We start from the raw sequence: 22,903 nt of genomic DNA on the forward strand, positions 1-22,903 counted from the left end.
CATCATGTTTTGCTGAATTCTGCTGGTACTATGACGGCCTGTGACCGAAACTAACCCACCGGGCTGGCGCCCCCGTACGAGCCCCGAGCGTTTACGTGCGTCGAGGACGAGCATCGATCGCTCGTCATCCGATGGGCGACGCGGTCGGCACCAGCCGTCACACACCTCGGTCAGGCAAGACAGCAGGCGACTACGGGCGCAACGGCATCCTCGCGGTAGCAACAGGCCTCAAAGCTATTCGGCACGACGTCGTGTCGCTGCTCCGTCGAAAGCCGAGCGCGCGAGAAAACAGTCGCCCCGTTCTGAGCGTCCATGGTATATCGATGTCCCCATTATTATCGCGATTGCGCTCATAGCGACCATTGCTTTTCAAGCAGTGGTGGGGAGGGTCTATGTCATTCCTTCTGAATCCATGGAGCCCACGCTGCATGGATGTACAGACTGCAATAATGACCGAATTTTTGTCAATAAAATGGTGTATGACTTTAAGGACCCCAAGCCCGGTGATGTGGTTGTTTTTAAGGGGCCTGACTCCTGGGATAATGCGTATACAACGAGTAGATCGAGTAATCGAATTGTCCGTGGTTTTCAAAACTTAGGCTCGTATATCGGGCTCGTGGCCCCAGACGAAAATGATCTTGTTAAACGTGTGATAGCGACTGGTGGCCAGACAGTGGAATGCCTGCCTGGTGATAAAGGGGTCAAAGTTAACGGAACGTATATTGATAATTCGTATATTATGAACCCGCCTTCCCGGAGTGTCGATACTAAAGGTGGCTCGACTGCCTGCGGAGGTGAATACTTTGGACCTGTGAAAGTTCCTCAGGACCATCTGTGGGTCATGGGAGATAACCGGACCAATTCCAGAGATTCTCGGTTCCATGTGGGGGATGAGTACCAAGGAACTGTTCCGGTGGATAATGTGATTGGTCGCGTTGATGCTCGTATTTTGCCGTTTAATCGGTTAGGGACTGTGAAGCATCCTCAGATTCAGTCGTAGGGGATCAGGTGCGCTGAAGATGCTGGGGGATGGTCTGCTGGTTGACGGACACTCGCGTAGCTTTAACCAGGTAAGAACATGCGTAGACACAAGCAAGCATGGTAGTGCTCACCATGCTGGCGCCCGGTTGAATATTCAGGCCACGCGAATTCGCCGTATGCCACAAGCCCGGACATATGAGCATGCGTTGGTCAAAGCGGGGCTAGGTCCCGTCGCAGGTGTGGATGAGGCAGGTCGGGGAGCGTGTTGCGGCCCGATGGCTGTAGCCGCGTGCATTCTACCGGCAAAGCCCATTCATCCCCTGGATAAGCTGACTGATTCGAAGAAACTTTCTCCCACAATGAGAGAAAAACTATTCCCGATCATTAAAGATTGCGCTGAATCGTGGTCAGTTATTCTTATCCCGGCTGTGGATATCGATAAGTATGGAATCCAAGCCATGAATATCGCTGGAATGCGACGTGCCGTGGGTGCATTAGATGAGCGCCCTCATTATGTTCTTACCGACGCCATGCGAGTCGATGGGTTAACCCAACCGCATCTTCCCATCATCGGTGGGGACTCGGCCGCCCGGTGCATCGCTGCCGCAAGCGTGTTGGCAAAAGTTACTCGTGACCGCTACATGTGCGATCTCGCGGGACGCTACCCCGGGTATGGACTTGAAAAGCACAAAGGCTACGGGACTGCTCAACATATTGACGCGGTGCGCCTCCACGGCGGGACGCCCGAGCATCGTTACACTTATCGGAACGTGGCCGAGGTGGTAGGTGCGTATCGTGCTCATCATTCGATCTGATCGTCTGACCGTTATTGAATTGACGTACATTGTGTCGTATATCCGGATCTGCTGTGGAGGATTGAGTTTCAGTGAGTGCTGAGGATCTTGAAAATTTCGAGGCCGACGTCGAATTATCCATGTATCGCGAATACCGCGACGTGGTAAGCCAGTTTTCGTATGTCGTGGAAACGGAACGTCGGTTTTATTTAGCTAATGCGGTGGAGCTCATACCTAATAATTCGAACGGGGAAGTCTATTTCGAAGTTCGGATGTCGGATGCCTGGGTGTGGGACATGTATCGGCCCGCTCGATTTGTTAAGTACGTGCGTGTTATCACCTTTAAAGATGTCAATATTGAGGAGCTAGACAAGCCGGATATCCAGCTTCCGGATTAGGTCGATTCGCGCTAGCGAGAATTGAGAGAGTGCTTTCAGAGCGCTCTCGTTCGAGCGCCTTTTTAGAGTTCTTTTAGTGCTCTTGTGCCCACGTGCTCAGAGTACGTATAGAGGCGGTAGCACGTTGTGTGCTCTACATAGTGTGTTTGTTACCTAGTTATCCCCAGGCCGGAAGTTATCCCCAGCGACGCATGGTATTCACACCGAATGCCGACGTCGCTGGGGATTTTTTATGAGAAGCTATCGCCTACACGGATATGACTGGCATCAGTAGTAGGGGGTCGCGGTGGGGACTGACGGTAGTGCACAGACACAGCTTTGTCTTGACGACGATTACGTGTCGGCGTTTGTAGGGAGTTGTTCCACTCAGCTTTTAGGCCGGTGGGGCGAAGATCGCGCAGCCGAATGGTTTGTCCGCCAAGGGTTCGTCATCGTCGACAGGAATTGGCGCTTTCGCGGTGGCGAGTTGGACATCGTCGCCACGATGAACAGCAGCGCGGGCAACTCACCGACGGTATGCGCCGTCGTCGAGGTCAAAACGCGTCGAACCCAGTTTTTCGGTGGAGGAGTTGAGGCCATAACGCGGAAGAAGCAGCAGACTCTTCGGCGGGAAAGAGCCAGTGGCTAACCGCTCACCCTGACATCCATCCCCAGTTCATTCGTATCGATTTGATCGACATTGCAGTTCATCCCCCTAGCGACGGTATGCCATGGCGTTGTTCGCTCGAGCACTTTGAAGAGGTGGCGTGATGACAGTCGGGCGGACCTACGCAGTGGCCCTTCAAGGGGTATCCGGAATTCCTATCTCTATTGAGGCGGATTCTGGTCCGGGCTTACCCGGAATGAACGTCGTCGGTTTGGGGGATACGGCGGTATCGGAGGCGCGCGACCGCATCCGATCAGCGGCGAGAAACTCCGGCCTCGAGTGGCCAAAAACGAAGATCGTTGTCGGTCTTTCGCCTGCGTCGTTGCCAAAGAACGGATCCGGCTATGACCTTGCTCTGGTGATCGCGGTTTTAGCCTCGAATGCCAGCAGGTCTACGAATGGATCGAGTGGCTCGAAGACACGTGACCGAGACATAAAAGCTCGGCTTGACTCGACGGTCTTTATCGGCGAACTGGGACTGAACGGTGATGTCCGTTCTGTTGCTGGTGTGCTCCCCGCCGTGATCGCAGCGCGTGACCAGGGAATGACGGCCGCCATTGTTCCCGCGTCCAACGCAGCGGAGGCCTCCTTAGTTGCGGGTATTTCGGTGTGGGCTGTGACCTCATTGCGCGCGGCATGGGCGTGGGTATGCACGGGACAACCGATGACGAGCGATCAATCGGCCTTGATTTCAGAAGCTGTGCAGCACGCGTGTATTCGCTGCGAGCATCACCGCGTATCGTCTGCGCCCGGCCAAGGCGACGAGACGCTGGACATGTCGGAAGTTTTCGGTCAAGAACTAGCCCGGCGCGGTATCGAAATCGCTGCCGCTGGTGGCCACCACATGCTTCTCATCGGGCCTCCTGGGTCGGGGAAATCAATGTTGGCCGCGCGTGTGCCCACAATCCTCCCGCCGTTGAGTGAACAAGAATGCCTTGAAGTGACGGCGATTCATTCGTTGTCGTCAGAGACGATGACCGATGTGGTCACTCGTCCTCCGTTTGTGGATCCGCATTATTCGATCTCAGTCGCTGGCCTTATTGGTGGGGGTTCGGGGCGTCCGCGGCCAGGCGCGATCAGTCGGGCACATCACGGTGTCTTGTTTCTCGACGAGGTGGGGGAGATGAAAGCTCGCGTCCTCGATGCTCTGCGCACGCCACTTGAGCAGGGCTATGTGCGGATTTCACGCAATCGTTTTTCCGTCGTGTATCCATCGAATTTTCAACTGATTATGGCAGCTAACCCGTGTCCCTGTGGTGCAGCAACGCCTCAGGAATGTCGGTGTACAGGTCGTGTTCGCTCGACGTATTTGTCCGGATTATCGGGCCCACTCCTAGACAGAATTGATCTTGCTGTGACGACGGCTCCGAAGGGATCCGTGGTGTCGTCGGTGCGTCGTGGTGAATCGTCAGAATCGATACGACGGCGAGTATGTCAGGCCCACATGAGTGCGAGGCGACGATGGGAGTCCGCCGGTTTGGGGCCGATCACGAACTCCCGCGTCCCAGGAAAATGGATCCGCGAGTGGTTAAGCACCGTCCCGATGGTGGCCAGTTACGTCGACTATTTATTACGAACGGATGCGGTAACCCAGCGAGGGGTTGATCGGTTGTGTCGGGTGGTGTTCACCATTGCGGATCTTGAGGCAGGGGCGTTTGGCGCTGGTGATGTGGGTTTGTCGGGGATGGACGAGGGGTTCGAGCTGTCTCACGTGACGCTCGACCATTTTGATGAAGCACAGTCTTTACATGAGGGGGTAGACAACATTGGGCGATAACAGTAGTTGTCAGGCGGTTCAGGCAGATGATTATGAGAGCGGGAGGGTGACACAGGGAAGCGGGTCGAATAAAGCAATGCCTTCTTTGGTTCATTCGGCCATTTTTAAGGACACACCCGAGTTCGCGGCACGGCATCAAGCGTGGGCTTATCTCAACCGAGTTGTGGAGGGGCCGAATGCGCATCTTTTGGCTCTGATTTGGGAAAGCGGGGAATCGGATCCGGTTTCTGCTGCTGTACGGATTATTCGTCGTGATCCGAGTCTTTCGCCCAAGGTGTTGAGTGCCACCGAGTCGCGATATGAATGGTTCCAACCGCTGGCCGACCTTCATTCCGCAGCCTCCGTCGGAGCACGTTTTATCACACCCGATGACGACGCATGGCCTGGCCCAGTACTTGCCGAATCTTTTCACGTTTCCCGCATCGCCGATGGGGCGAAATCCCATCACGATGATGCGATCCCGCCACATGGGTTATGGGTGAAAGGTGGGAATGCTCGGGCCTTGACGGAGAAAGCGATCACCGTTGTCGGCACACGTGCTGCCACAAGGTACGGGAATGCGGTCGCTGCAGATATCGGCGCTGAATGCGCCACTCACGGGTGGACAGTGGTCTCGGGAGGCGCCTTCGGTATCGACATCAGCGCGCACCGTGCAGCGCTCCGCGTCGGTCATTCCACTTTTGCCATCGTGGCCCACGGTATCGACGTCACCTATCCCGCAGCCCATAGAACTGAGTTCAATGACATCGCTCGAGAAGGAGCGGTGATCACGGAGTATCCCCCGGGCACGCGTCCGGCTCGGCATCGATTCCTGACCAGGAACCGCCTATCAGCGGCCTTGGGGCAAGGGGTCGTGGTTATCGAGGCTGGTTATCGCTCTGGTGCGCTCAATACCGTGAGCTGGGCCGAAACGATGGGCAAGCAGGTGTTCGCAGTACCCGGGGCAGTGACGTCACGATCATCTCACGGCTGTCACCGACTCATCCGCGAAGGTCGCGCCGAATTGATTGAAAGCGGGGCGGACCTCATCGAATCACTGAGTCCCTTGGGAACAGTGGATAGCGATGCCCAGCTAGAAATGGATTATCCCGCGACGGACGTCCAGCGCCTTGATCGACCGTCATTACGCGTGTTTGATGCAGTAAGCGGTAAGAGATCTGACGCAGCCGCCATCGCCGCGTCGTCCGGGCTGCCCGTGGTACAGACCATGACGATCTTGTGTGAACTCAGAGACAAGGGACTGATTAGCCGGACCGGAAATCTCTGGCAACGTGACACTGCTGCATCCTCGGTGTAAACGCGTACTCGGTGTGATCACATGTCCTGGGTGGAGTCGTGTCTCGGCACCTATACTCGATATACATGGCCGGAACACCGAATTCATCCGATACTGGTTGCAGTAAAGAACGGAATGATACTGCGCCGGATAATGAACCGGCCGTATCGGCGCAGTGGGACGGCATTATCGAGGACTATCTAGACTTCCTCACATTCACCAAGGGACGTAGCGAAAACACGGTCAAGGCTTATCGCAACGATCTTCACTCGCTTGTCGACGGGCTAACGACGGTCGATCAGCTCACCTTGCACCACATTCGACGCTGGCAGGCGGATGCTTTGCGCGCCGGGCATGCGCGATCGAGTCTTTCGCGTCGAGCTTCAGCGGTGAGGAATTTCGGCCGATGGCTTGAACACCGAGGAATCGTGCAAAGCGATCCAGCATCCCGCTTGTCGTCGCCACGACCGGATAAAACGCTTCCGCGTGTCTTAGCTGCTGATCAAACTGCAGAGATACTTCACAACTTGGAAGTTGGTGCGGAAGAAGAGGACCCCATTGCGCTCCGCGATCTCGCGATGGTCGAGTTTATGTACGGCACCGGCGTGCGAGTATCTGAACTGTGTCGGCTCAACATTGGCGACCTAGATTTCGCGAGACAGACGGTCACCATTCTGGGAAAAGGCAATAAACAACGTGTCGTCCCCTTCGGGGAGTCTGCTGTGCGAGCACTGAAGCGGTGGATGGATGTCGGACGGCCCGTGATCGCTGATCACGGGCATCATAAGGACGCCGATCAGGCTGTTTTCCTAGGAAAACGGGGTGGCCGGATCGACCCGCGTCAAGTCAGAACGGTTGTTCATCAAGCGACCTCCACCGTGACGGGCGGGGATGTTTCCCCACACGCACTCAGGCACAGCGCGGCCACTGATGTTCTTGAAGGGGGAGCGGATCTTCGAGTTGTCCAAGAAATGCTGGGACACGCCTCGCTAGCAACGACGCAGATTTACACCCATGTTGATTCAGAGCGCTTGAAAGCGGTGTTTAACCAAGCCCACCCTCGGGCGTGACCGGACGTTGTCAGGCCGGCCGTCGCGTGGCCGTACATTGCCTGTCGGAACGTCGTTTGCACCGCACAGGTCGCGTCGAGACTGATCCTGGTGTTGGCCTCCCTCATTGAGGCTTCAACCTCACTTCTGATCGGCCAAGGAGAGTTAGAGGGTCGATGTAACTCTCGCCGATTTTTGCTCCCCAACCAAGCCCTGGGCCGTGAGTCGCTTCATTCTCGTTGGCAAGGACACCAATAATGTCACCCCTGCGGACAACGTCGCCACGGGAGCGTTGAGAAATTACAGGGTCATACGTGGTCCGGATACCGTCTGCGTGCTGGATCGATACCACCGGCCGGCCACCAACCTGCCCAGCGAATGCAATGGTCCCCGACATAGACGCTCGAATAGGTGTGCCAGGAGCGGCTTCAAGATCAACACCGCGATGGCCCGACAACCAGGGCTCTGGTGGAGCTTTGAAGGGAAGAATCACCTTTGATGCCACGGGTAGTCGATGTCGGTGGATATGGTGGTGCGCTGTGAGTGGGGCGCGGTCGAGCGATGTCTCGTCGGTAGTACCCTCCGCATGAGCTACAGTCGTGTGGCGCGTGCTCGCTGATGCCATCAAAACAGGGCTATGAGCAGGACAAAGACTGAGCGCCGTGACCCACAGAATGGTCACCACCGTGAACAACACGGTCAGCGAACTGCGTGTACGAATCTTGGAAACAAATGGTGTTGACAAAGCCATGACATAAGAGTCCGCTTATTCACACAAATCGGGGTGTGATCGACCGCCGGTCACCACTCATTCTGTGGATAACTGGAGGCCTGTGGATAACCCAGAATCGAGGAGCGACGACTTAACTGTTCCCGTTCGATTCTCATTCGAGTCGCGCCAGAGTGCGTCGTTTTTTAGGACTTGGGGAAAAGCGTTCTAAGCAGTACAATTAGCCGTTGCAATGTGTCTACGTGGGCCGCGTAGAGCTAATAACGGACACCGTGGCGGTGAGCTTAGAGTCTCACAGCCGCATGACACCGTTGACGCCTCGACGTGGTTTCGCCGTATGACCATTGACTTCGCGTGACCATCACGCCCACTTCTTTAACGCGTTAAAGCCGTTAAAGCCTTATTTTTTGTCTACGTGGCAGCAGCTACGTCGGCGAAAGCCAAGGACTTGTTCTGCGTTAAAAATGAAGGGTAAGGGAGAGAATGTGGTCTCGGGAATCGCAATACCGCCGGTAGGGAAGCAGTTTTCCTGCTTTCTGGCGTTGTTGTGATTCGCGAGTATTCGAACCCGATGGCACCAGGGTGTGGAGGAAACCCACACAACCACGTCAGCTGGTCAAGCTGACATGTAAGAAATAACCACTACGTCCGAGCAGAAAGCGAGGAGGGAAGCCGGACCGCTGTGTTCCGCGCCGGGAATCGGTACAAACCACCTGGCACAACGAGCACCTAAGCGTCCCCAATGTGCTTCCCAATAAATATATGGCTGTTGTAACCATGCGTCAGCTCCTTGACGCCGGTGTCCACTTTGGCCACCAGACCCGTCGTTGGAATCCGAAGATGAAGCGCTACATCATCACGGAACGCAACGGCATCTACATCATTGATCTTCAGCAGACACTGACCTACATCGATTCTGCCTACGAGTTCGTTAAAGAGACTGTTGCTCATGGCGGCAACATCCTCTTCGTCGGTACCAAGAAGCAGGCCCAGGAAGCAGTTGCAACCGAGGCCGAGCGCGTTGGTATGCCGTACGTCAACCACCGCTGGTTGGGCGGCATGCTCACCAACTTCCAAACCGTCCACAAGCGCCTGGGTCGTCTGAAGGAACTTCAGGCCATGGACGCAGCGGAAAACGGCTACGAAGGTCGCACCAAGAAGGAAGTCTTGATGCTGACCCGCGAGCGTCAGAAGCTCGAGCGCGTTCTTGGCGGTATCTCCGACATGAACAAGGTTCCGTCTGCGATCTGGATCGTCGACACCAACAAGGAACACATCGCTGTCTCCGAGGCTCAAAAGCTGAACATCCCTGTCGTGGCCATTCTGGACACGAACTGCGATCCTGACGTCGTTGACTACCCGATTCCGGGTAACGACGACGCTATCCGTTCGGCTGCGCTGCTGACTGGCGTCATTGCCTCCGCCGTTGAGGACGGCAAGAAGGCTCGCGCCGAGCGCGCCCAGGCTGAGGCCAAGGCTGCTGCTGGCGACAACGATGCGCCTGTTTCTTCCGAAGGTGAGAGCGCAGAAGCGGCTTCCGATGCTGCGTCTACGGCATCTGAGACGACGGCGACCTCCAGTGATGAGTCCGCAGCCGAATCCTCTGAAGCTGAGTCAAAGTAAGACCCGTTTTCACATACTGAAGGAGAATCGCTGATGGCGAATTACACTGCAGCTGATGTCAAGAAGCTCCGTGAGATCACCGGTGCAGGCATGATGTCCTGTAAGAAAGCTTTAGAGGAGGCTGACGGCGACTTCGACAAAGCCGTGGAATTCCTCCGCATCAAGGGCGCGAAAGACGTCGGTAAGCGCGCAGAGCGCACCGCTGCCGAAGGGCTCATCGCCGTGTCCGGCAACACCATGATCGAGGTCAACTCCGAGACCGACTTCGTTGCTAAGAACGCCGAGTTCAAGGAATTCGCGGACAAGGTTGCTAAGGCCGCTGATGAGGCCAAGGCTAACTCGCCCGAGGATCTGGCCTCTGTCAACGTCGATGGCACACCGGCAGAGGAAGCCCTGCAGGCTTTCTCGGCCAAGATCGGTGAGAAGCTGGCTCTCCGTCGTGCTACCACCATCGACGGCGACAACGTTGCTGTTTACCTGCACCACCGTTCCGCAGACCTCCCGCCAGCAGTCGGCGTCCTGGTCGCGTATGAAGGTGAAGGCGACGCAGCGAAGGAAGCAGCTCACAACGCTGCCATGCAGGTTGCCGCGTTGAAGGCCAAGTACCTGAAGCGCGAAGACGTTCCGTCTGACATCGTCGACAAAGAACGCTCTATTGCGGAGGCGACTTCTCGTGAGGAAGGCAAGCCCGAGAAAGCTCTTCCGAAGATCGTCGAAGGCCGTCTCAACGGCTTCTTCAAGGACGTTGTGCTGCTGGAGCAGCCTTCCGTCGCTGATCACAAGAAGACCGTTAAGCAGTTAATGGATGAGGCTGGTGTAACCTTGACCGGCTTCCGTCGCTATGAAGTTGGCCAGCAGTAATCTAGTTAGCTTCATCTGGTGAGCGACACTACCTCGGTTTCTTTTCCACCTATGAGGAAACGAGACCGAGGTTTTTTGCTTCCTGCCGGCAGAAACGGTGTTCGAATAGTGGGCGAGTGGTGGGATATTTACCTCCTCCCACTCCCTCCAACTGTTAAGTTGTGTTCTTGTCCAGAGAGCCAGGTAGGATGTCACGAGGAAAACCGAACGGGTTACCCACTGGCCCCTTCGCTGTTTGCGGCAGCGTCCACGTTGGTCGGTTCAGGTAGGGTCGCACACTCAACTTCATGAGGAGACATCCAGAATGGCGCAGAATGACGCCCCCATTTCACCTGCACACGGTCCTCATCGATCACCATATAAGAGGGTCATGTTGAAGCTGGGCGGTGAAATGTTCGGCGGCGGCAAAGTCGGAGTTGACCCCGACGTCGTCGACAATGTTGCTCGTCAGATCGCCGAAGTTGCTCGCAACGGAGTTGAAATTTGTGTGGTCATTGGGGGTGGCAACTTCTTCCGCGGAGCGCAGTTGTCCCAGCGGGGAATGGATAGATCGCGTTCCGACTATATGGGCATGCTCGGCACTGTGATGAATTGCCTGGCTCTCCAGGACTTCTTGGAAAAGCAGGGAATTGAGACCCGCGTTCAGACAGCGATCAACATGGCACAAATCGCAGAACCCTATCTTCCTCTTCGCGCGACCCGCCACCTTGAGAAAGGTCGTGTCGTCATTTTCGGTGCGGGCATGGGAATGCCTTACTTCTCGACGGATACCACAGCGGCCCAGAGGGCGCTGGAAATAGGCTGTGAGGTCCTATTGATGGCGAAAGCCGTCGATGGAGTCTATGACGACGATCCCCGTAAAAACCCGGACGCCACCATGTATGCGGAAGTCACTCCGCGCGAATGCCTTGACAAGAAACTGAAGGTGGCTGACGCTACAGCCTTCAGCCTATGTATGGACAACAATATGCCGATCCTCGTCTTCAATTTGCTCGTTGAAGGAAATATTGCGAGGGCTGTCAATGGCGAAAATATCGGCACGCTGGTCCGTTCGTCTGATAATGATTAATACAGCCATAGTTTGTTAGACGCCATAGCCAATGAAGCGAAGGCATGAAGCCCTTGCGCCCATGCCACCGCGTTTATTACGACACACTGCGAGGTACACATCATGATCGATGACACACTGCTAGAGAGCGAAGAGCGTATGACCCAGTCGGTGGAATACGCTCGTGAGGATCTCACGACGATTCGTACCGGTCGCGCGAATCCGTCGATGTTTAATGGAGTTCAAGCCGAGTATTACGGAGTTATGACGCCGATTACGCAGATGGCAACGATCAGCGTCCCTGAACCACGAATGCTGCTGATCAAGCCATATGAGCCCAGCATTATGAACGCCATTGAAAATGCTATTCGCAATTCGGATTTAGGCGTCAATCCGACCAACGACGGTCAAGTTTTGCGTGTCACCGTACCGCAGCTAACTGAGGAACGTCGTAAAGAGATGGTTCGGCTCGCTAAGAGTAAAGGGGAGGACGCGCGTATCGCTATCCGTAACATTCGCCGGAAGGGAATGGACGAGCTCAAGCGAATCCAGAAAGACGGCGAAGCGGGAGAAGATGAGGTCCAGGCCGCCGAGAAGGAATTGGACAAGACGACCCACGAGTATGTGTCCCAGGTGGACAAGCTCATTGAGGCTAAAGAAAAAGAATTAATGGAAGTCTAGCGTAACTTGCAATAGAAAGCTCGGGGATAGCCGATGAAGGTAAGCGAGCGGGGTTCCGACGGCAGTTCTCTGCCGCACCCACGCAACAGCGCGGGGCGTAACGTCCCTGTAGCCATCATTGTGGGCGTCGTACTCGGGGCCTTAATCATCGGATGCCTCATCATCCCGCACGCGTGGTACCCGCTTTTAGCTGTCATCATCCCACTAGCAACCCTTGAGGTGTCTCGCCGCCTCGAGGAGCATGACTACGATGTCCCAGTTCTGTCCATGCTGGCTGGTGGGCAGCTGATACTGTGGTTGTCGTTGCCGTGGGGGGCGAAGGGCATGCTGATGGGCTACATTGTGTCCGTCGGCGCGATTATGATCACCCGATTATTCCACCGTGGAACCAACCGACCACCGACGAATTACCTTCGCGATATGTCAGTGGCCGTCTTTGTTTTGACGTGGATTTCAGTATGTGGGACGGCCGCTGCACATCTCACCCTGTTTAACGAGGGAAGTCTTCGTGGCTGGGCCCTCATTGCGACATTCATCTTGTGCGTTGTTGCCAATGATGTAGGTGGGTTTACAGCTGGGGTATTTTTCGGAAAACATCCTCTTGCACCGGCCGTCAGCCCCAAGAAATCGTGGGAAGGATTCGCAGGCTCCCTCGTCTTTGCGGCCATTGTTGGGGTAATAACCACCTGGCTCTTGCTTCACCGACCCCCGTGGGAGGGCATCGTGGTCGGCCTGTTTCTTGCTTGTGCCGCCACGCTCGGTGATCTCGTTGAGTCCCAATTCAAACGAGATCTGGGAATTAAAGATATGGGGAGGCTTCTCCCTGAACATGGCGGGCTCATGGACCGGTTGGATAGCCTGCTTCCTGCAGCGGCGATGACCTGGATTATCGCTACTGTTCTCCAAATGTGATTGATCCGCGTCGTGCTTCCTTATTTCCGTAGTTGGTGGATTTGTCGTCGCAACTGAATCATCCGAACGGAACCAACAGAGAGCATAATGACAGCTCCAATAATGGCAGCGAGGAGGAAACCCACACCTGCCGGGAACGAGACCGTCCAGAAAAAGACTGTTAGCGTAACAGACTCCATGTTCTGAATAATGAAAATTAGGAGAAGCACTAGGAGAGCAATTCCGATACTCAATGCTACCCATGTGCTTCCCGCAACGGAGCCCTGGACATCGGTCTTATTCTTCATTGGGCCAGCATTGGTGTCAGTTCCCTCTCTGTTCACACGACGACGCTCGGTACGTGGCTCATCATCGGAGGAACTAACAGGGGTGGAGCTACCCTGAGCTCGCTCAGCTTGCTGCGCATCCTGGTTGCGTGCAGCTTCGCCATGCTGTTGGCGCTCGGCCTTTTTCCGCTCGCCCTCAGGTGTTGGTCTAACGACGCTCGGTGTGCGTGCCTCTGTGTCACTTTTTCCGTCCATACGTGGGCGACCCACCGCATTATCGGCCCGAGTCGATTTGTTGTCCTTAGGTTTTGGTGATGTACTCATTGCTCCGTAACAATACCTCAACATCCATAGGCACGTCGGTTCCCTGACATACCGTTGTGGTCACCGATGGGCTGTGATTGGATTATCCTCTCGTATCGTAGGCAGAATATAAGTAATGACGGAAACACATTCAGAAACACACAACGATTTGGGTCTCAAACCCGTCGAATCTCTCAATAGAGCCGATAACAAAGCTCAGCTGAAATTTGCCGCTCCGCGCCGTGGAAAACCGCCAACGCATTTCGCGGATCTGACCGTGGATCAGCAGAAACAGGCCGTGAAGGACTTGGGGCTGCCGGCTTTCCGGGCGAACCAACTGGCCCGGCATTATTATGGCCGATTTGAGGCATCTCCTGAGACAATGACGGACTTGCCGGCTGCGTCGCGTGAGCCGGTTCAGAAAGCTCTTTTTCCCGAACTTATGACTGAGGTCCGCAATATTTCGTGTGACCAGGGTATGACGCGAAAGACATTGTGGAAGTTGCATGATGGCACCTTGCTCGAGTCGGTCCTGATGCGATACCCGGGCCGAGCCACCTTATGTATTTCTTCCCAAGCAGGGTGCGGCATGGCCTGCCCGTTTTGTGCAACCGGCCAAGGCGGTTTGCATCGTAACCTGTCGACGGGGGAGATAGTAGACCAAGTTCGTGCCGCCGCGGCCGCGATGAGCAGAGGCGACGTTGCTGGTGGCAAAGGGCGCCTGTCTAACGTGGTTTTCATGGGAATGGGCGAGCCGCTGGCGAACTATAAACGCGTCGTCAGTGCTGTTCGACAGATTACCGACCCCTCGCCACGGGGATTTGGTTTGTCTCAGCGAAACGTGACGGTGTCGTCGGTAGGGCTTGCACCAGCAATACGCCGATTCGCCGATGAAGGCCTCTCTGTTACGCTGGCGGTGTCGCTACACACGCCTGATGATGAGCTCCGCGATAGCCTTGTCCCCGTCAACAATAGGTGGTCAGTGGAGGAGGTCTTGGATGCTGCTGCGTATTATGCGGATCGGTCTGGGCGCCGAGTCTCTATCGAGTACGCGCTCATCCGTGACGTTAATGACCAGGGGTGGCGTGCGGACCTCTTAGGTAGGAAGTTGAGGAAAGCGCTCCATTCCAAGGTCCATGTGAATGTGATTCCGCTGAACCCGACGCCTGGGTCTATTTGGGATGCGTCAACAAAGCAGCAACAACATGAATTTGTCCGACGAGTGAAAGCACAAGGTGTCGAGTGCACCGTACGTGATACCCGCGGACAAGAAATTGCCGCAGCCTGCGGACAGCTAGCTGCGGAAGAAAAGACTGCGTAAAACTGGGCCAGAGGCCGGGGGATGCGACCCGGCAACTGATTTTGTATTAGTTAGTTCCCCTGGACGGCGCGCTGCCCCTTCAACGTCGCCGGGTCAATGTTGAGTGAACGCAACTGAGAGTCGGAAAGGTCAGAATATGCTCCATGGAGGTTGAGCTGATCAGCAGCCCAGTCGCGCTCAACGTAGTCCGCTGCCTTATTGTGGGCGGTTACGGTCCGAACTTGATTGAGCTTGGGACGCAGAGCGATCAGCAATGCTCCGACGAAGCACAGGGCAGCGGTTGCGATGAGGAAAATATCTTCGACATGGCCCTTGTGATTACCGACAAGCATGAACAAGAGGAAAAGGCCGCCAACTATGCCGGCGATAATGACCGGGCGCCGGCCTAGATCATGCCAACCCCAGAATGCGGATGGCTCGTCCTTTGTCGATACGCCGTCGTATACTTTGTCTTTCGTCTCAGACACGAGAACCTCTCCTCTAGCTCTGCCGGAACAGTGACGATCCACGTCTGATGCATGTGTCCGGTGCGATTCCGCGGGACCAGTGGGGTATTTTTGTCGACGTTTCAGTCACACTGCTGTCGTTTACATTACCTCAAATTAATTCTCAGCCATAGTGGGGTAGTGCCTCGACCAAGACTAATACACCCTGTTGGTGGTAATTCTGTGAAAAGCCGGTGTGGTCTGCACATAGCAGCGTTCTTTCGTGGAACGCGGTAGGGTTGGCCCTCATGAGTTTCATCGTGGGGCTTGTTCTATTCGCCTTGGGGATCGTTCTGACCATCGCGCTGCATGAATGTGGCCACATGGTTTCCGCACGCGCTTGCGGGATGCGCGTGCGTCGATACTTTATCGGTTTTGGCCCAACGCTCTTTTCCTTCCGTCGGAAGGAGAAGAAGACGTCGGCAGCAGCTGGGCATCCCCTCATGACGGAATATGGCCTTAAAGCTGTTCCCTTCGGTGGTTTTTGCGATGTCGCCGGGATGACAGCGATCGATGAAGTCGCCCCAGAAGACGAGCCATTTTCCATGGTCAAACGGCCGGTGTGGCAGCGCCTCATCGTGCTGCTGGGGGGTATCATGATGAACCTGCTGATCGGTGTCGTTGTGATGTACTTCGTGGCCGTCGCGTGGGGGCTTCCCAATCCGAACGTCGATTTGTCAGCCAAAGTCGGCTCTACACAGTGTGTTCCGCAATCAGCGTCTACGAATAGTTCGTCCTCCGATTCTTCGGCGACTGACTGTAGCGGTCCCGGCCCTGCGGGGAAGGCCGGAATCCGTCAGGGAGATACGATCACCAAGGTTGACGGTCACGACACTCCAGACTTCACGACGATGGGCGATGTCGTTCAAAAGATCGGACATGACCATGCAAGTGATGACCATGACCCCACCGTTCCCGTTGTTGTGGAGCGCAACGGGGAAACACGAACGGTTGATGTCATTATCCAGCGTGTTCAGCGGGAGACCACGCAGGGCAAGACGGTGACTGTTGGCGCTATCGGGATGACCTGGCAGCGTCCCAACAATATGTATTCGCAGTACAACGCACTCTCCGCTATCCCGGGCTCCTTGCATTATTCCGGTTACATGATCGGGCAATCGGTTGTCGGCCTGGCGAAATTGCCGGCATCAGTTCCGGGAGTGGTCAGATCGATAGGCGGTGGTGAGCGCAGCGAAAGCTCGCCGATGAGCGTCGTTGGGGCCTCTGTGGCAGGTGGCGACTTGGTCAAACACGATCAGTGGTCGTCATTCTTCCTTCTCCTGGCTAGCCTGAACTTTTTCCTCGCATTGTTTAACCTCGTCCCCTTGCCTCCTTTAGATGGTGGTCATGTAGCCGTCACGATCTGGGAGAAACTCCGCGACATGGTGCGACGGCTTCGCGGTGTAGCGCCATTAGGGCCCGCCGATTACACGAAATTGATGCCGCTGACCGTTGCCGTCTTCGTCCTCTTATTCGGTTTTGGTGCACTGGTTATTGTGGCGGATGTTGTTAACCCCATCAGACTTTTCGGCTAAGAGCCGGTGGTATGGCCCGATTCCGATAGCGCTCGTTTGTAATATCACTTATTTTCGACGTTTCCTGCGCCTCGAGGACCACACGGCTCCCGATGCACACCCACTCTGTAACCCGGCGTAAAAATGTCGGCGGGTCGTAGCCGAGAGGCCGCTGAACGCTGCTAGGTTTCGTACCATGCAGCGCGTGAGGCTTCGTCGGTACGGACATGGCGGAAAGAAGATACTGGCAGTGGCTTCGGTCACCGCCTTGGCGGCCTTAAGCGCATGTACACCAAAACCAGCTGGAGCGCGCGAAGCCGCAACTGATTTCGCCAAGCAACTAAGCGCGATGGCCTCATCCCAGGACAAAGACGGGGATGCTAGCGATGATGAGCCCAATGACCACGTCGACAAGGCAGCCGATACGACGGACAATAAATCGGCAGCACAGGCAAGCATCACGGATTCGTGGAAGGGATTACAGGCGCAGGACCTGAAAGTCAGCTTGAAAGATTTCTCCTCGTCCGGGGACGTGTCCGTAGCTACTTATCACTATGACTGGACCTTGCCGAAAAATCGTTCACTCTCATACGACGCTAAGGCCACGTTCGCTAAAACGAACCAAGCGTGGAAAGTGCGGTGGAAGCCTGCGGTTATCCATCCCGACCTTGGCTCTGATCAGCATTTAGAGCTGCGGTCTCTCCAGGCGGATCGCGCGCCCGTTATTGGTTCGGATGGCCAGGTACTACTCGAACCGGGAACCCAATTCCGCGTACTTCTCAACAAGCATGACTCGGCGACCATCAATCATCTCGCGTCCATTCTCAAAGACGGCCACGCGGGAGACGCAGCGGTTCCGACGATTGACCCTTCTGCCGTCCATCAATCTGTGAAAAACGTCAATGGTGATTACTCCGTTGCGATGGTGCCCTCACGTGCGCACGACGTCGTTGAAGCACTCAAATCCGTGGAGGGAGTCACTCTCAATGAAGAACCGGCTCTGGTCCGTCCCGACCCGACGTTTGCGCCTGACATTCTGAGCAGGGTGTCGTCGATAGTGAATGACGAACTCGATGGGAAAAATGGGTGGCAAGTGGCCTCTGTAAACCCCAATGGGGCTATCATTAAGAGCCTGGAAGAGCAGCAACCAACTCCCGCTCAGTCGGTCAAGATCAGTTTGAGCAAGCGGGTGCAGGAGGCCGCCCAAAAAGCCGTGGATACCCGTGCGGACACCGAAGCGATGATGGTCGTGATTCGCCCGTCGACGGGTGAGGTACTCGCCGTTGCTCAGACGGCCAATGCTGATAAAAAAGGTGATCTGGCTCTGACGGGTTTGTTCCCCCCTGGATCAACTTTCAAGATGGTAACAGCAACGGCGGGGATGCAGCAGGGATTGGTCACACCGGATTCCACTGTGCAGTGCCCGGGAACGATGGAAATTGGTAGCCGTGTTGTGCACAATTACAACGATTTCAGTTTGGGCAATGTCTCCTTGACAAAGGCGTTTGCTCAATCGTGCAACACCACTTTTGCGGACGTGTCCAGCAAGTTGAAACCGGGTGAATTAAAATCCACTGCCCAACAGTTCGGCATTGGGCAAGACTACAAGATTGACGGGTTGGACACCTTGACAGGACAAGTGCCACAGGCTGATGAGCTGGTTGATCGTGTGGAAGGCGGTTTCGGCCAGGGGAAAGACTTGGCTAGCCCGTTCGGCATGGCTCTTGTTGCTGCCACCGCCGCAGCAGGAAAAACTCCGACTCCTACCTTGATCGAATCCCACAAAACGACGGTTAAGAACACCAACGTGCCGACGATTGATCCTCCCACCATCGATAAATTGCGCGGAATGATGCGAGCCGTCGTGACATCAGGTACGGCTCGTGCGATCGCAGATCAGGGCGATGTTTTCGGCAAGACCGGTGAAGCTGAAGTCTCTGAGGGATCACATGCCTGGTTCGCTGGATATCGGGGCGATCTCGCCTTCGCCACTCTTATCCCCATGGGTGGCGGGTCAGAACACTCGGTTGCCATCACTCAGTCCTTCTTCCAGAACCTGGGTGGCGATGACTAAGAACTCCAGGCGACGAATAAAACACGAATTAAACACGGGCCGGTGTGCGAAAAAACTGCTGATGGCGAGCCCGAGGACGCGCTGGCATCGGCGTGCTTGATAGACCGCGCTACGATGTGGTCATGATTAACGGTTCAGCAAAGAAATCTCACACATCTGTAGTGGGGCATGATGGCGATCGCGCACCACTAAAGCCCGGGCATGCCACTCCTATCCGGCACGTCCCCGCTCATATCCCGCGTCCTGAATACGTTAACAGTGGCAAAGATCCCCAAGAGGGGATTGGGGAACCCCTCATCCAGACTCCCGAGAACATTGAGCGGATGCGCGAAGTGAGTGTTATCGCGGCAAACGCTCTGCACAAGGCAGGGGAAGCAGTTGAACCGGGAGTGACGACGGATGAGTTGGATCGTATTGTTCACGATTACTTCATTGAGCACGATGCCTATCCGTCTTGTTTGCATTACCGGGGTTACCCGAAAGCTAGTTGCATAAGCCTCAATGAGATTGTGTGTCATGGAATTCCTGACACCACCGTCGTGCAGGACGGCGACATTGTGAATATTGATGTCACGGCATTTAAAAATGGGGTTCATGGTGACACCAATGCGACATTCCTGGCGGGGAATGTCTCTGACGAACATAAAAAGCTGGTCAAGGTCACAGAAGAAAGCATGTACCGGGCTATTAAAGCGTGTAAACCGGGACGGCCTGTGAACATGATTGGTCGCGTGATTGAGTCGTACGCCCGTCGTTTTGGTTATGGCGTAGTGCGTGATTTTACTGGTCACGGCATCGGAACGACATTTCACAATGGACTTGTCATTTTGCATTACGATGCATCGTGGCCGGATGACATTATGGAACCGGGGATGACCTTCACTATTGAACCAATGATCACACAAACGGAGAACCTTGATTACCGTGTGTGGGATGATGATTGGACTGTCCAACTAACTCAACCAGGGAACTGGACTGCACAGTTTGAGCACACCCTGGTCGTGACCGAGGACGGCGTTGAGATTTTGACTCAGCCAGACTTCTCTATCGACGAAGCATGAGAACCGACTGTGCGTGGTTCGATTTAACTACCCATGAATTCTGACTATGAACAGGCCGATCTCGGCGTAGCCCCGGCACTTTTGGTGACCGGGTGTACCTCAGATGCTGGCAAATCGGTTGTCGTTGCTGGCATGTGCCGGTCATTGGCACGCCGTGGTTACCGTGTCGCGCCTTTCAAGGCGCAGAACATGTCGAATAATTCGGCCGTCGTGTTAGCGACCGATTATTCCGCTGACGGGGGCGACTCGGCCCAAGGGGAGACGGAGCTCTTAACCCCAACTTCCCGCCATAAGAACAGGACCCATCTCATCGCAGGGGAAATCGGTCGGGCCCAGGCACTGCAGGCTTTTGCGGCCGGAGTGACTCCGAGCGTTGATATGAACCCAGTTTTGCTTAAGCCGGAAGCAGATCGTCGAAGCCAATTAGTCCTCCGCGGAGTAGCAACCGGTACCGTCGGCGCCCGAGACTACATTGAACACCGCACGCACCTGCGCCAGGTCAGCGCTCAGGCCTTAGAATCGCTCCGCCGCGACTATGATGTAGTTATTTGTGAAGGAGCCGGTTCCCCAGCAGAAATCAACCTCCGTCACACGGATATCGCGAACATGGGGTTGGCGGAAGCAGCGGATCTCCCTGTTGTCCTTGTCGGTGATATCGACCGCGGCGGTGTTCTCGCACACTTTTTTGGCACTTACTACATTCTCGACCCCACTGATCGCGACCGGTTCCAAGGTTTCATTGTCAACAAGTTCCGTGGGGACGTCGGCATCCTCCAGCCTGGATTGGACGAGATCACGCGTCGAACGGGCGTACCGACACTCGGTGTCATCCCATTCATTGAGGGCCTGTGGATAGATGCTGAAGATTCTCTATCGGGTGCGAGTGGGCGAGTGGGCCCGGGACGTCCGCCTATTGGGACCGACACCATCCGGGTAGCTGCAGTTCGCCTACCTCGGGTCTCCAATAGCACCGATATTGAAGCGCTGTCATGCGAACCTGGCGTTGATGTGGAATGGACCACTTCTCCGGCGGCTATCGCCTCGGCGGATCTAGTGGTCATTCCGGGCTCAAAGTCCACTATCCACGACTTAGAGTGGTTGAAGAATACAGCAGGATCTCAGCTTCAAGAACGTTACCGTGCCGGTCGACCAATTCTAGGAATATGTGGCGGATTTCAGATGCTCTGTCACTCCATTACGGACCCCGTCGAGTCCGGCCACTCCGAACCCATCGCAGGCTTCGATTTCCTGGACATTGATATCCAGTTTTTCCCCGAAAAAACACTGGCTAATTACGGAACAGCATTTGAGATCCATCATGGTCGAGTTGTCCGTCAAAACTGCCCAGGGTGGATCGGGCCACTTTCAGCCGGTGAAGACCCAGACAACCAGGACTCAGGCACACTCGTTGAGTCAGGCAACAATGCCGGCACCGCAGCACGGTACGAGGGGGCACACGAAAATGCCGTGTGGGGCACACACCGGCACGGACAGCTAGAGGTCGATTCTTTTCGGCGTCAGTTCCTTCGTGACGTTGCCCGGACACGTGGCCTATCTGGATTCGTTCCCGGACACGTCAGTTTCCATGATGCTCGCGCTGAACAAGTCGACCGTTTAGCCGACGCCGTGGACGCAGCCTTGGGGAAAGATTGGCCCGAACGACTGAGAATCGCGACAACCTAGGGGGCGTTACTGACGTTATTCCGTGCTACGTCGTCAATATGTCCGCACCTTCGTCCGATGACTGCGATGAATACAGGTGAAAGAACTGCGACCGCGTATACGACGCCGAAGGCCCCTCCTGTGGATAGAGGTACGAGGGTGTGAATAAGAGTTGCTGCGGAGACTGACATCGTCATCCCGGTCATGCCTGATACCTGCAGCGCAGACCCCATAAAACCGGCTCTTTCAGCCGGGGACAAGCTCAACGCTGCCGAGTTGATTCGGGGATAGCTGTATCCCACACCAAACCCGGTCACCGTCCAAAACGCTGTTATCCACGCCCAATGCGCCCCTGATGCGCTGCTAATACCGACACCGGCGGCGCCGACACCCATGACCACAGCGGAAATCCACAACGTCACGGGTAGCGACCGTGGTTTGGCGCTCGACTGCACTTGCGATCCGATAAACCAGGTGATCCCCGTGCCCGTTAGCGCTAGCCCGGTCAGCGTTGGCGGCAATCCATCACGACGTGCCAGAAGCAGAGGGATGAGCGCCTCGAGCCCGAAGAAAGCGTCGAAAAGAAATCGCAGAAGAACCATCGACGGAACATCACCTGCGGCGCGGAATGTACCGGCGGGCACGAGCGGACGAATCGCGACAGCAGTCACTCCCGTAGCAAGGAGGAAGACGAGAACACCCCACGCTGAGAAATCACCCGAAATCGAGAGCGGATAGGACGCAATCGCGATAATGAGCGCCGCAATGAGCATCTTCGTTGCATTGCGATGTTCGGTCTCACGCGTTAATGGCGTGGCCGCGCGGGGGAGGAGAGGGAACACGATGATCGACGCCACAGCTGAAATGCCAAAAAGCCAATGCCAGCTGAGACTTTCGGTAATGATCCCCGCAACTCCAGGTCCAACGAGTGTCGGTATCACCCACGCACCAGCCAGCGCCGCGAACATTTTCGTCTGCAGCTGGGAGGGGTAGATGACGGCGATAATCGCATAGATCGCCACCACGATGGCACCCCCGCCGAGCCCCTGAAGCACGCGTGCGACCAGGAAGATCGGCATTGTCGGAGTGACAACAGCGAGTATCAGACCTGCCACAAAGACGAGACCGGACCCGCGTAGTGTTCTCATTGCTCCGCGGGAGTCAGCGAGCATCCCGCCAGCTACCATGGCGAAAATCGATGCTGCGGTCGCCACGGTGAATGTCAACGTATATGCGGTGCCCCCTGGTGCTCCCAGACTTGAGGTGATGGTGGGCATGACGGACATCACTGCCGTCTGGTCAAACGCAGCAATGGTAATGAGCGTGATCATCCCGACCGTGAGCGCACGATACTGCGATGAGAGTAGGCCTTCCTGGGCGTCTGACGTCGACTCCTTGAGGGCAAACCTATTTCCAGCCATAGATTGAGCAGTTACCTCTA

The 22,903-nt window shown here is 55.6% G+C and carries 21 protein-coding genes; 17 read left to right on the forward strand and 4 right to left on the reverse strand.

Annotated elements, in window-relative coordinates:
- Positions 1-40 precede the first annotated feature (40 nt).
- From lepB to I6J23_RS07795, 7 genes are all read left to right on the forward strand, one after another.
- Positions 41-1,000 (forward strand): signal peptidase I, encoded by a 960-nt coding sequence (lepB, locus tag I6J23_RS07765; RefSeq protein WP_239454869.1) that lies wholly within the window; start codon positions 41-43, stop codon positions 998-1,000.
- Positions 1,001-1,157: 157 nt separating this feature from the next.
- A complete protein-coding gene (locus I6J23_RS07770; RefSeq protein ID WP_204582996.1) occupies positions 1,158-1,796 on the forward strand; it encodes a ribonuclease HII in 639 nt (212 codons plus the stop codon).
- Positions 1,797-1,867: 71 nt separating this feature from the next.
- Positions 1,868-2,173, forward strand: a complete 306-nt coding sequence (locus tag I6J23_RS07775) for a DUF2469 domain-containing protein (RefSeq protein ID WP_012731807.1) — start codon at positions 1,868-1,870, stop codon at positions 2,171-2,173.
- A 286-nt stretch (positions 2,174-2,459) separates the two neighbouring features.
- Complete coding sequence (locus tag I6J23_RS07780; RefSeq protein ID WP_204581564.1) at positions 2,460-2,801, forward strand: YraN family protein; 342 nt, start codon at positions 2,460-2,462, stop codon at positions 2,799-2,801.
- A gap of 121 nt (positions 2,802-2,922) precedes the next feature.
- A complete protein-coding gene (locus tag I6J23_RS07785) occupies positions 2,923-4,596 on the forward strand; it encodes a YifB family Mg chelatase-like AAA ATPase (RefSeq protein ID WP_239455052.1) in 1,674 nt (557 codons plus the stop codon).
- A 76-nt stretch (positions 4,597-4,672) separates the two neighbouring features.
- A complete protein-coding gene (gene dprA / locus I6J23_RS07790) occupies positions 4,673-5,893 on the forward strand; it encodes a DNA-processing protein DprA (protein ID WP_204581566.1) in 1,221 nt (406 codons plus the stop codon).
- A 65-nt stretch (positions 5,894-5,958) separates the two neighbouring features.
- Positions 5,959-6,942 (forward strand): tyrosine recombinase XerC, encoded by a 984-nt coding sequence (locus I6J23_RS07795; RefSeq protein ID WP_204581567.1) that lies wholly within the window; start codon positions 5,959-5,961, stop codon positions 6,940-6,942.
- Positions 6,943-7,045: 103 nt separating this feature from the next.
- Here the strand turns inward: I6J23_RS07795 and I6J23_RS07800 are convergent, their stop codons facing one another.
- The gene (locus I6J23_RS07800; protein WP_204581568.1) at positions 7,046-7,546 is read right to left on the reverse strand and encodes a M23 family metallopeptidase; all 501 of its coding nucleotides are present in this window, start codon (positions 7,544-7,546) and stop codon (positions 7,046-7,048) included.
- 867 nt (positions 7,547-8,413) lie between these two features.
- Between I6J23_RS07800 and rpsB the strand changes: the two genes are divergently transcribed.
- The 5 genes from rpsB (at position 8,414) to I6J23_RS07825 (ending at position 12,776) form a co-directional block, all read left to right on the forward strand.
- Complete coding sequence (gene rpsB, locus I6J23_RS07805) at positions 8,414-9,274, forward strand: 30S ribosomal protein S2 (protein WP_046202456.1); 861 nt, start codon at positions 8,414-8,416, stop codon at positions 9,272-9,274.
- A 33-nt stretch (positions 9,275-9,307) separates the two neighbouring features.
- On the forward strand, positions 9,308-10,135 hold the full coding sequence (tsf, locus tag I6J23_RS07810; RefSeq protein ID WP_204581569.1) for a translation elongation factor Ts: 828 nt from the start codon (positions 9,308-9,310) through the stop codon (positions 10,133-10,135).
- 304 nt (positions 10,136-10,439) lie between these two features.
- Positions 10,440-11,204, forward strand: a complete 765-nt coding sequence (gene pyrH, locus I6J23_RS07815; RefSeq protein WP_204581570.1) for a UMP kinase — start codon at positions 10,440-10,442, stop codon at positions 11,202-11,204.
- A 102-nt stretch (positions 11,205-11,306) separates the two neighbouring features.
- On the forward strand, positions 11,307-11,864 hold the full coding sequence (gene frr / locus I6J23_RS07820) for a ribosome recycling factor (protein ID WP_012731798.1): 558 nt from the start codon (positions 11,307-11,309) through the stop codon (positions 11,862-11,864).
- Between the two features lie 33 nt (positions 11,865-11,897).
- Positions 11,898-12,776: a phosphatidate cytidylyltransferase gene (locus I6J23_RS07825; protein WP_204581571.1), complete on the forward strand. Its 879-nt coding sequence runs from the start codon at positions 11,898-11,900 to the stop codon at positions 12,774-12,776.
- A 20-nt stretch (positions 12,777-12,796) separates the two neighbouring features.
- Here I6J23_RS07825 and I6J23_RS10745 read toward each other — a convergent pair whose 3' ends face one another.
- On the reverse strand, positions 12,797-13,366 hold the full coding sequence (locus tag I6J23_RS10745) for a LapA family protein (RefSeq protein WP_239454870.1): 570 nt from the start codon (positions 13,364-13,366) through the stop codon (positions 12,797-12,799).
- 115 nt (positions 13,367-13,481) lie between these two features.
- On the opposite strand from I6J23_RS10745, the gene rlmN reads away from it, so the two are divergent.
- The gene (rlmN, locus tag I6J23_RS07835) at positions 13,482-14,666 is read left to right on the forward strand and encodes a 23S rRNA (adenine(2503)-C(2))-methyltransferase RlmN (protein ID WP_239454871.1); all 1,185 of its coding nucleotides are present in this window, start codon (positions 13,482-13,484) and stop codon (positions 14,664-14,666) included.
- A 50-nt stretch (positions 14,667-14,716) separates the two neighbouring features.
- Here the strand turns inward: rlmN and I6J23_RS07840 are convergent, their stop codons facing one another.
- Complete coding sequence (locus tag I6J23_RS07840; protein ID WP_204581572.1) at positions 14,717-15,133, reverse strand: DUF2631 domain-containing protein; 417 nt, start codon at positions 15,131-15,133, stop codon at positions 14,717-14,719.
- Positions 15,134-15,399: 266 nt separating this feature from the next.
- On the opposite strand from I6J23_RS07840, the gene I6J23_RS07845 reads away from it, so the two are divergent.
- The 4 genes from I6J23_RS07845 to I6J23_RS07860 all read left to right on the forward strand — a co-directional run bounded on the left by I6J23_RS07845 (position 15,400) and on the right by I6J23_RS07860 (position 21,483).
- Entirely contained in the window at positions 15,400-16,686 is a 1,287-nt protein-coding gene (locus I6J23_RS07845) for a M50 family metallopeptidase (RefSeq protein ID WP_204581573.1), read from the forward strand.
- 175 nt (positions 16,687-16,861) lie between these two features.
- Positions 16,862-18,739 (forward strand): penicillin-binding transpeptidase domain-containing protein, encoded by a 1,878-nt coding sequence (locus I6J23_RS07850; protein ID WP_204581574.1) that lies wholly within the window; start codon positions 16,862-16,864, stop codon positions 18,737-18,739.
- 122 nt (positions 18,740-18,861) lie between these two features.
- Positions 18,862-19,800, forward strand: a complete 939-nt coding sequence (map, locus tag I6J23_RS07855) for a type I methionyl aminopeptidase (RefSeq protein WP_204581575.1) — start codon at positions 18,862-18,864, stop codon at positions 19,798-19,800.
- A 33-nt stretch (positions 19,801-19,833) separates the two neighbouring features.
- Positions 19,834-21,483 (forward strand): cobyric acid synthase, encoded by a 1,650-nt coding sequence (locus I6J23_RS07860; protein WP_204581576.1) that lies wholly within the window; start codon positions 19,834-19,836, stop codon positions 21,481-21,483.
- On the opposite strand, the gene I6J23_RS07865 is transcribed toward I6J23_RS07860, so the two are convergent.
- Positions 21,480-22,883 carry an MFS transporter gene (locus I6J23_RS07865; RefSeq protein ID WP_204581577.1) on the reverse strand — a complete coding sequence of 468 codons (1,404 nt, stop codon included), beginning with the start codon at positions 22,881-22,883 and terminating at the stop codon, positions 21,480-21,482. The genes I6J23_RS07860 and I6J23_RS07865 overlap by 4 nt on opposite strands.
- Between the last annotated feature and the right edge of the window lie 20 nt (positions 22,884-22,903).

Origin of the sequence: Corynebacterium kroppenstedtii (genome assembly GCF_016894245.1) — a bacterium.
In the GTDB taxonomy this organism is placed as follows: domain Bacteria; phylum Actinomycetota; class Actinomycetes; order Mycobacteriales; family Mycobacteriaceae; genus Corynebacterium.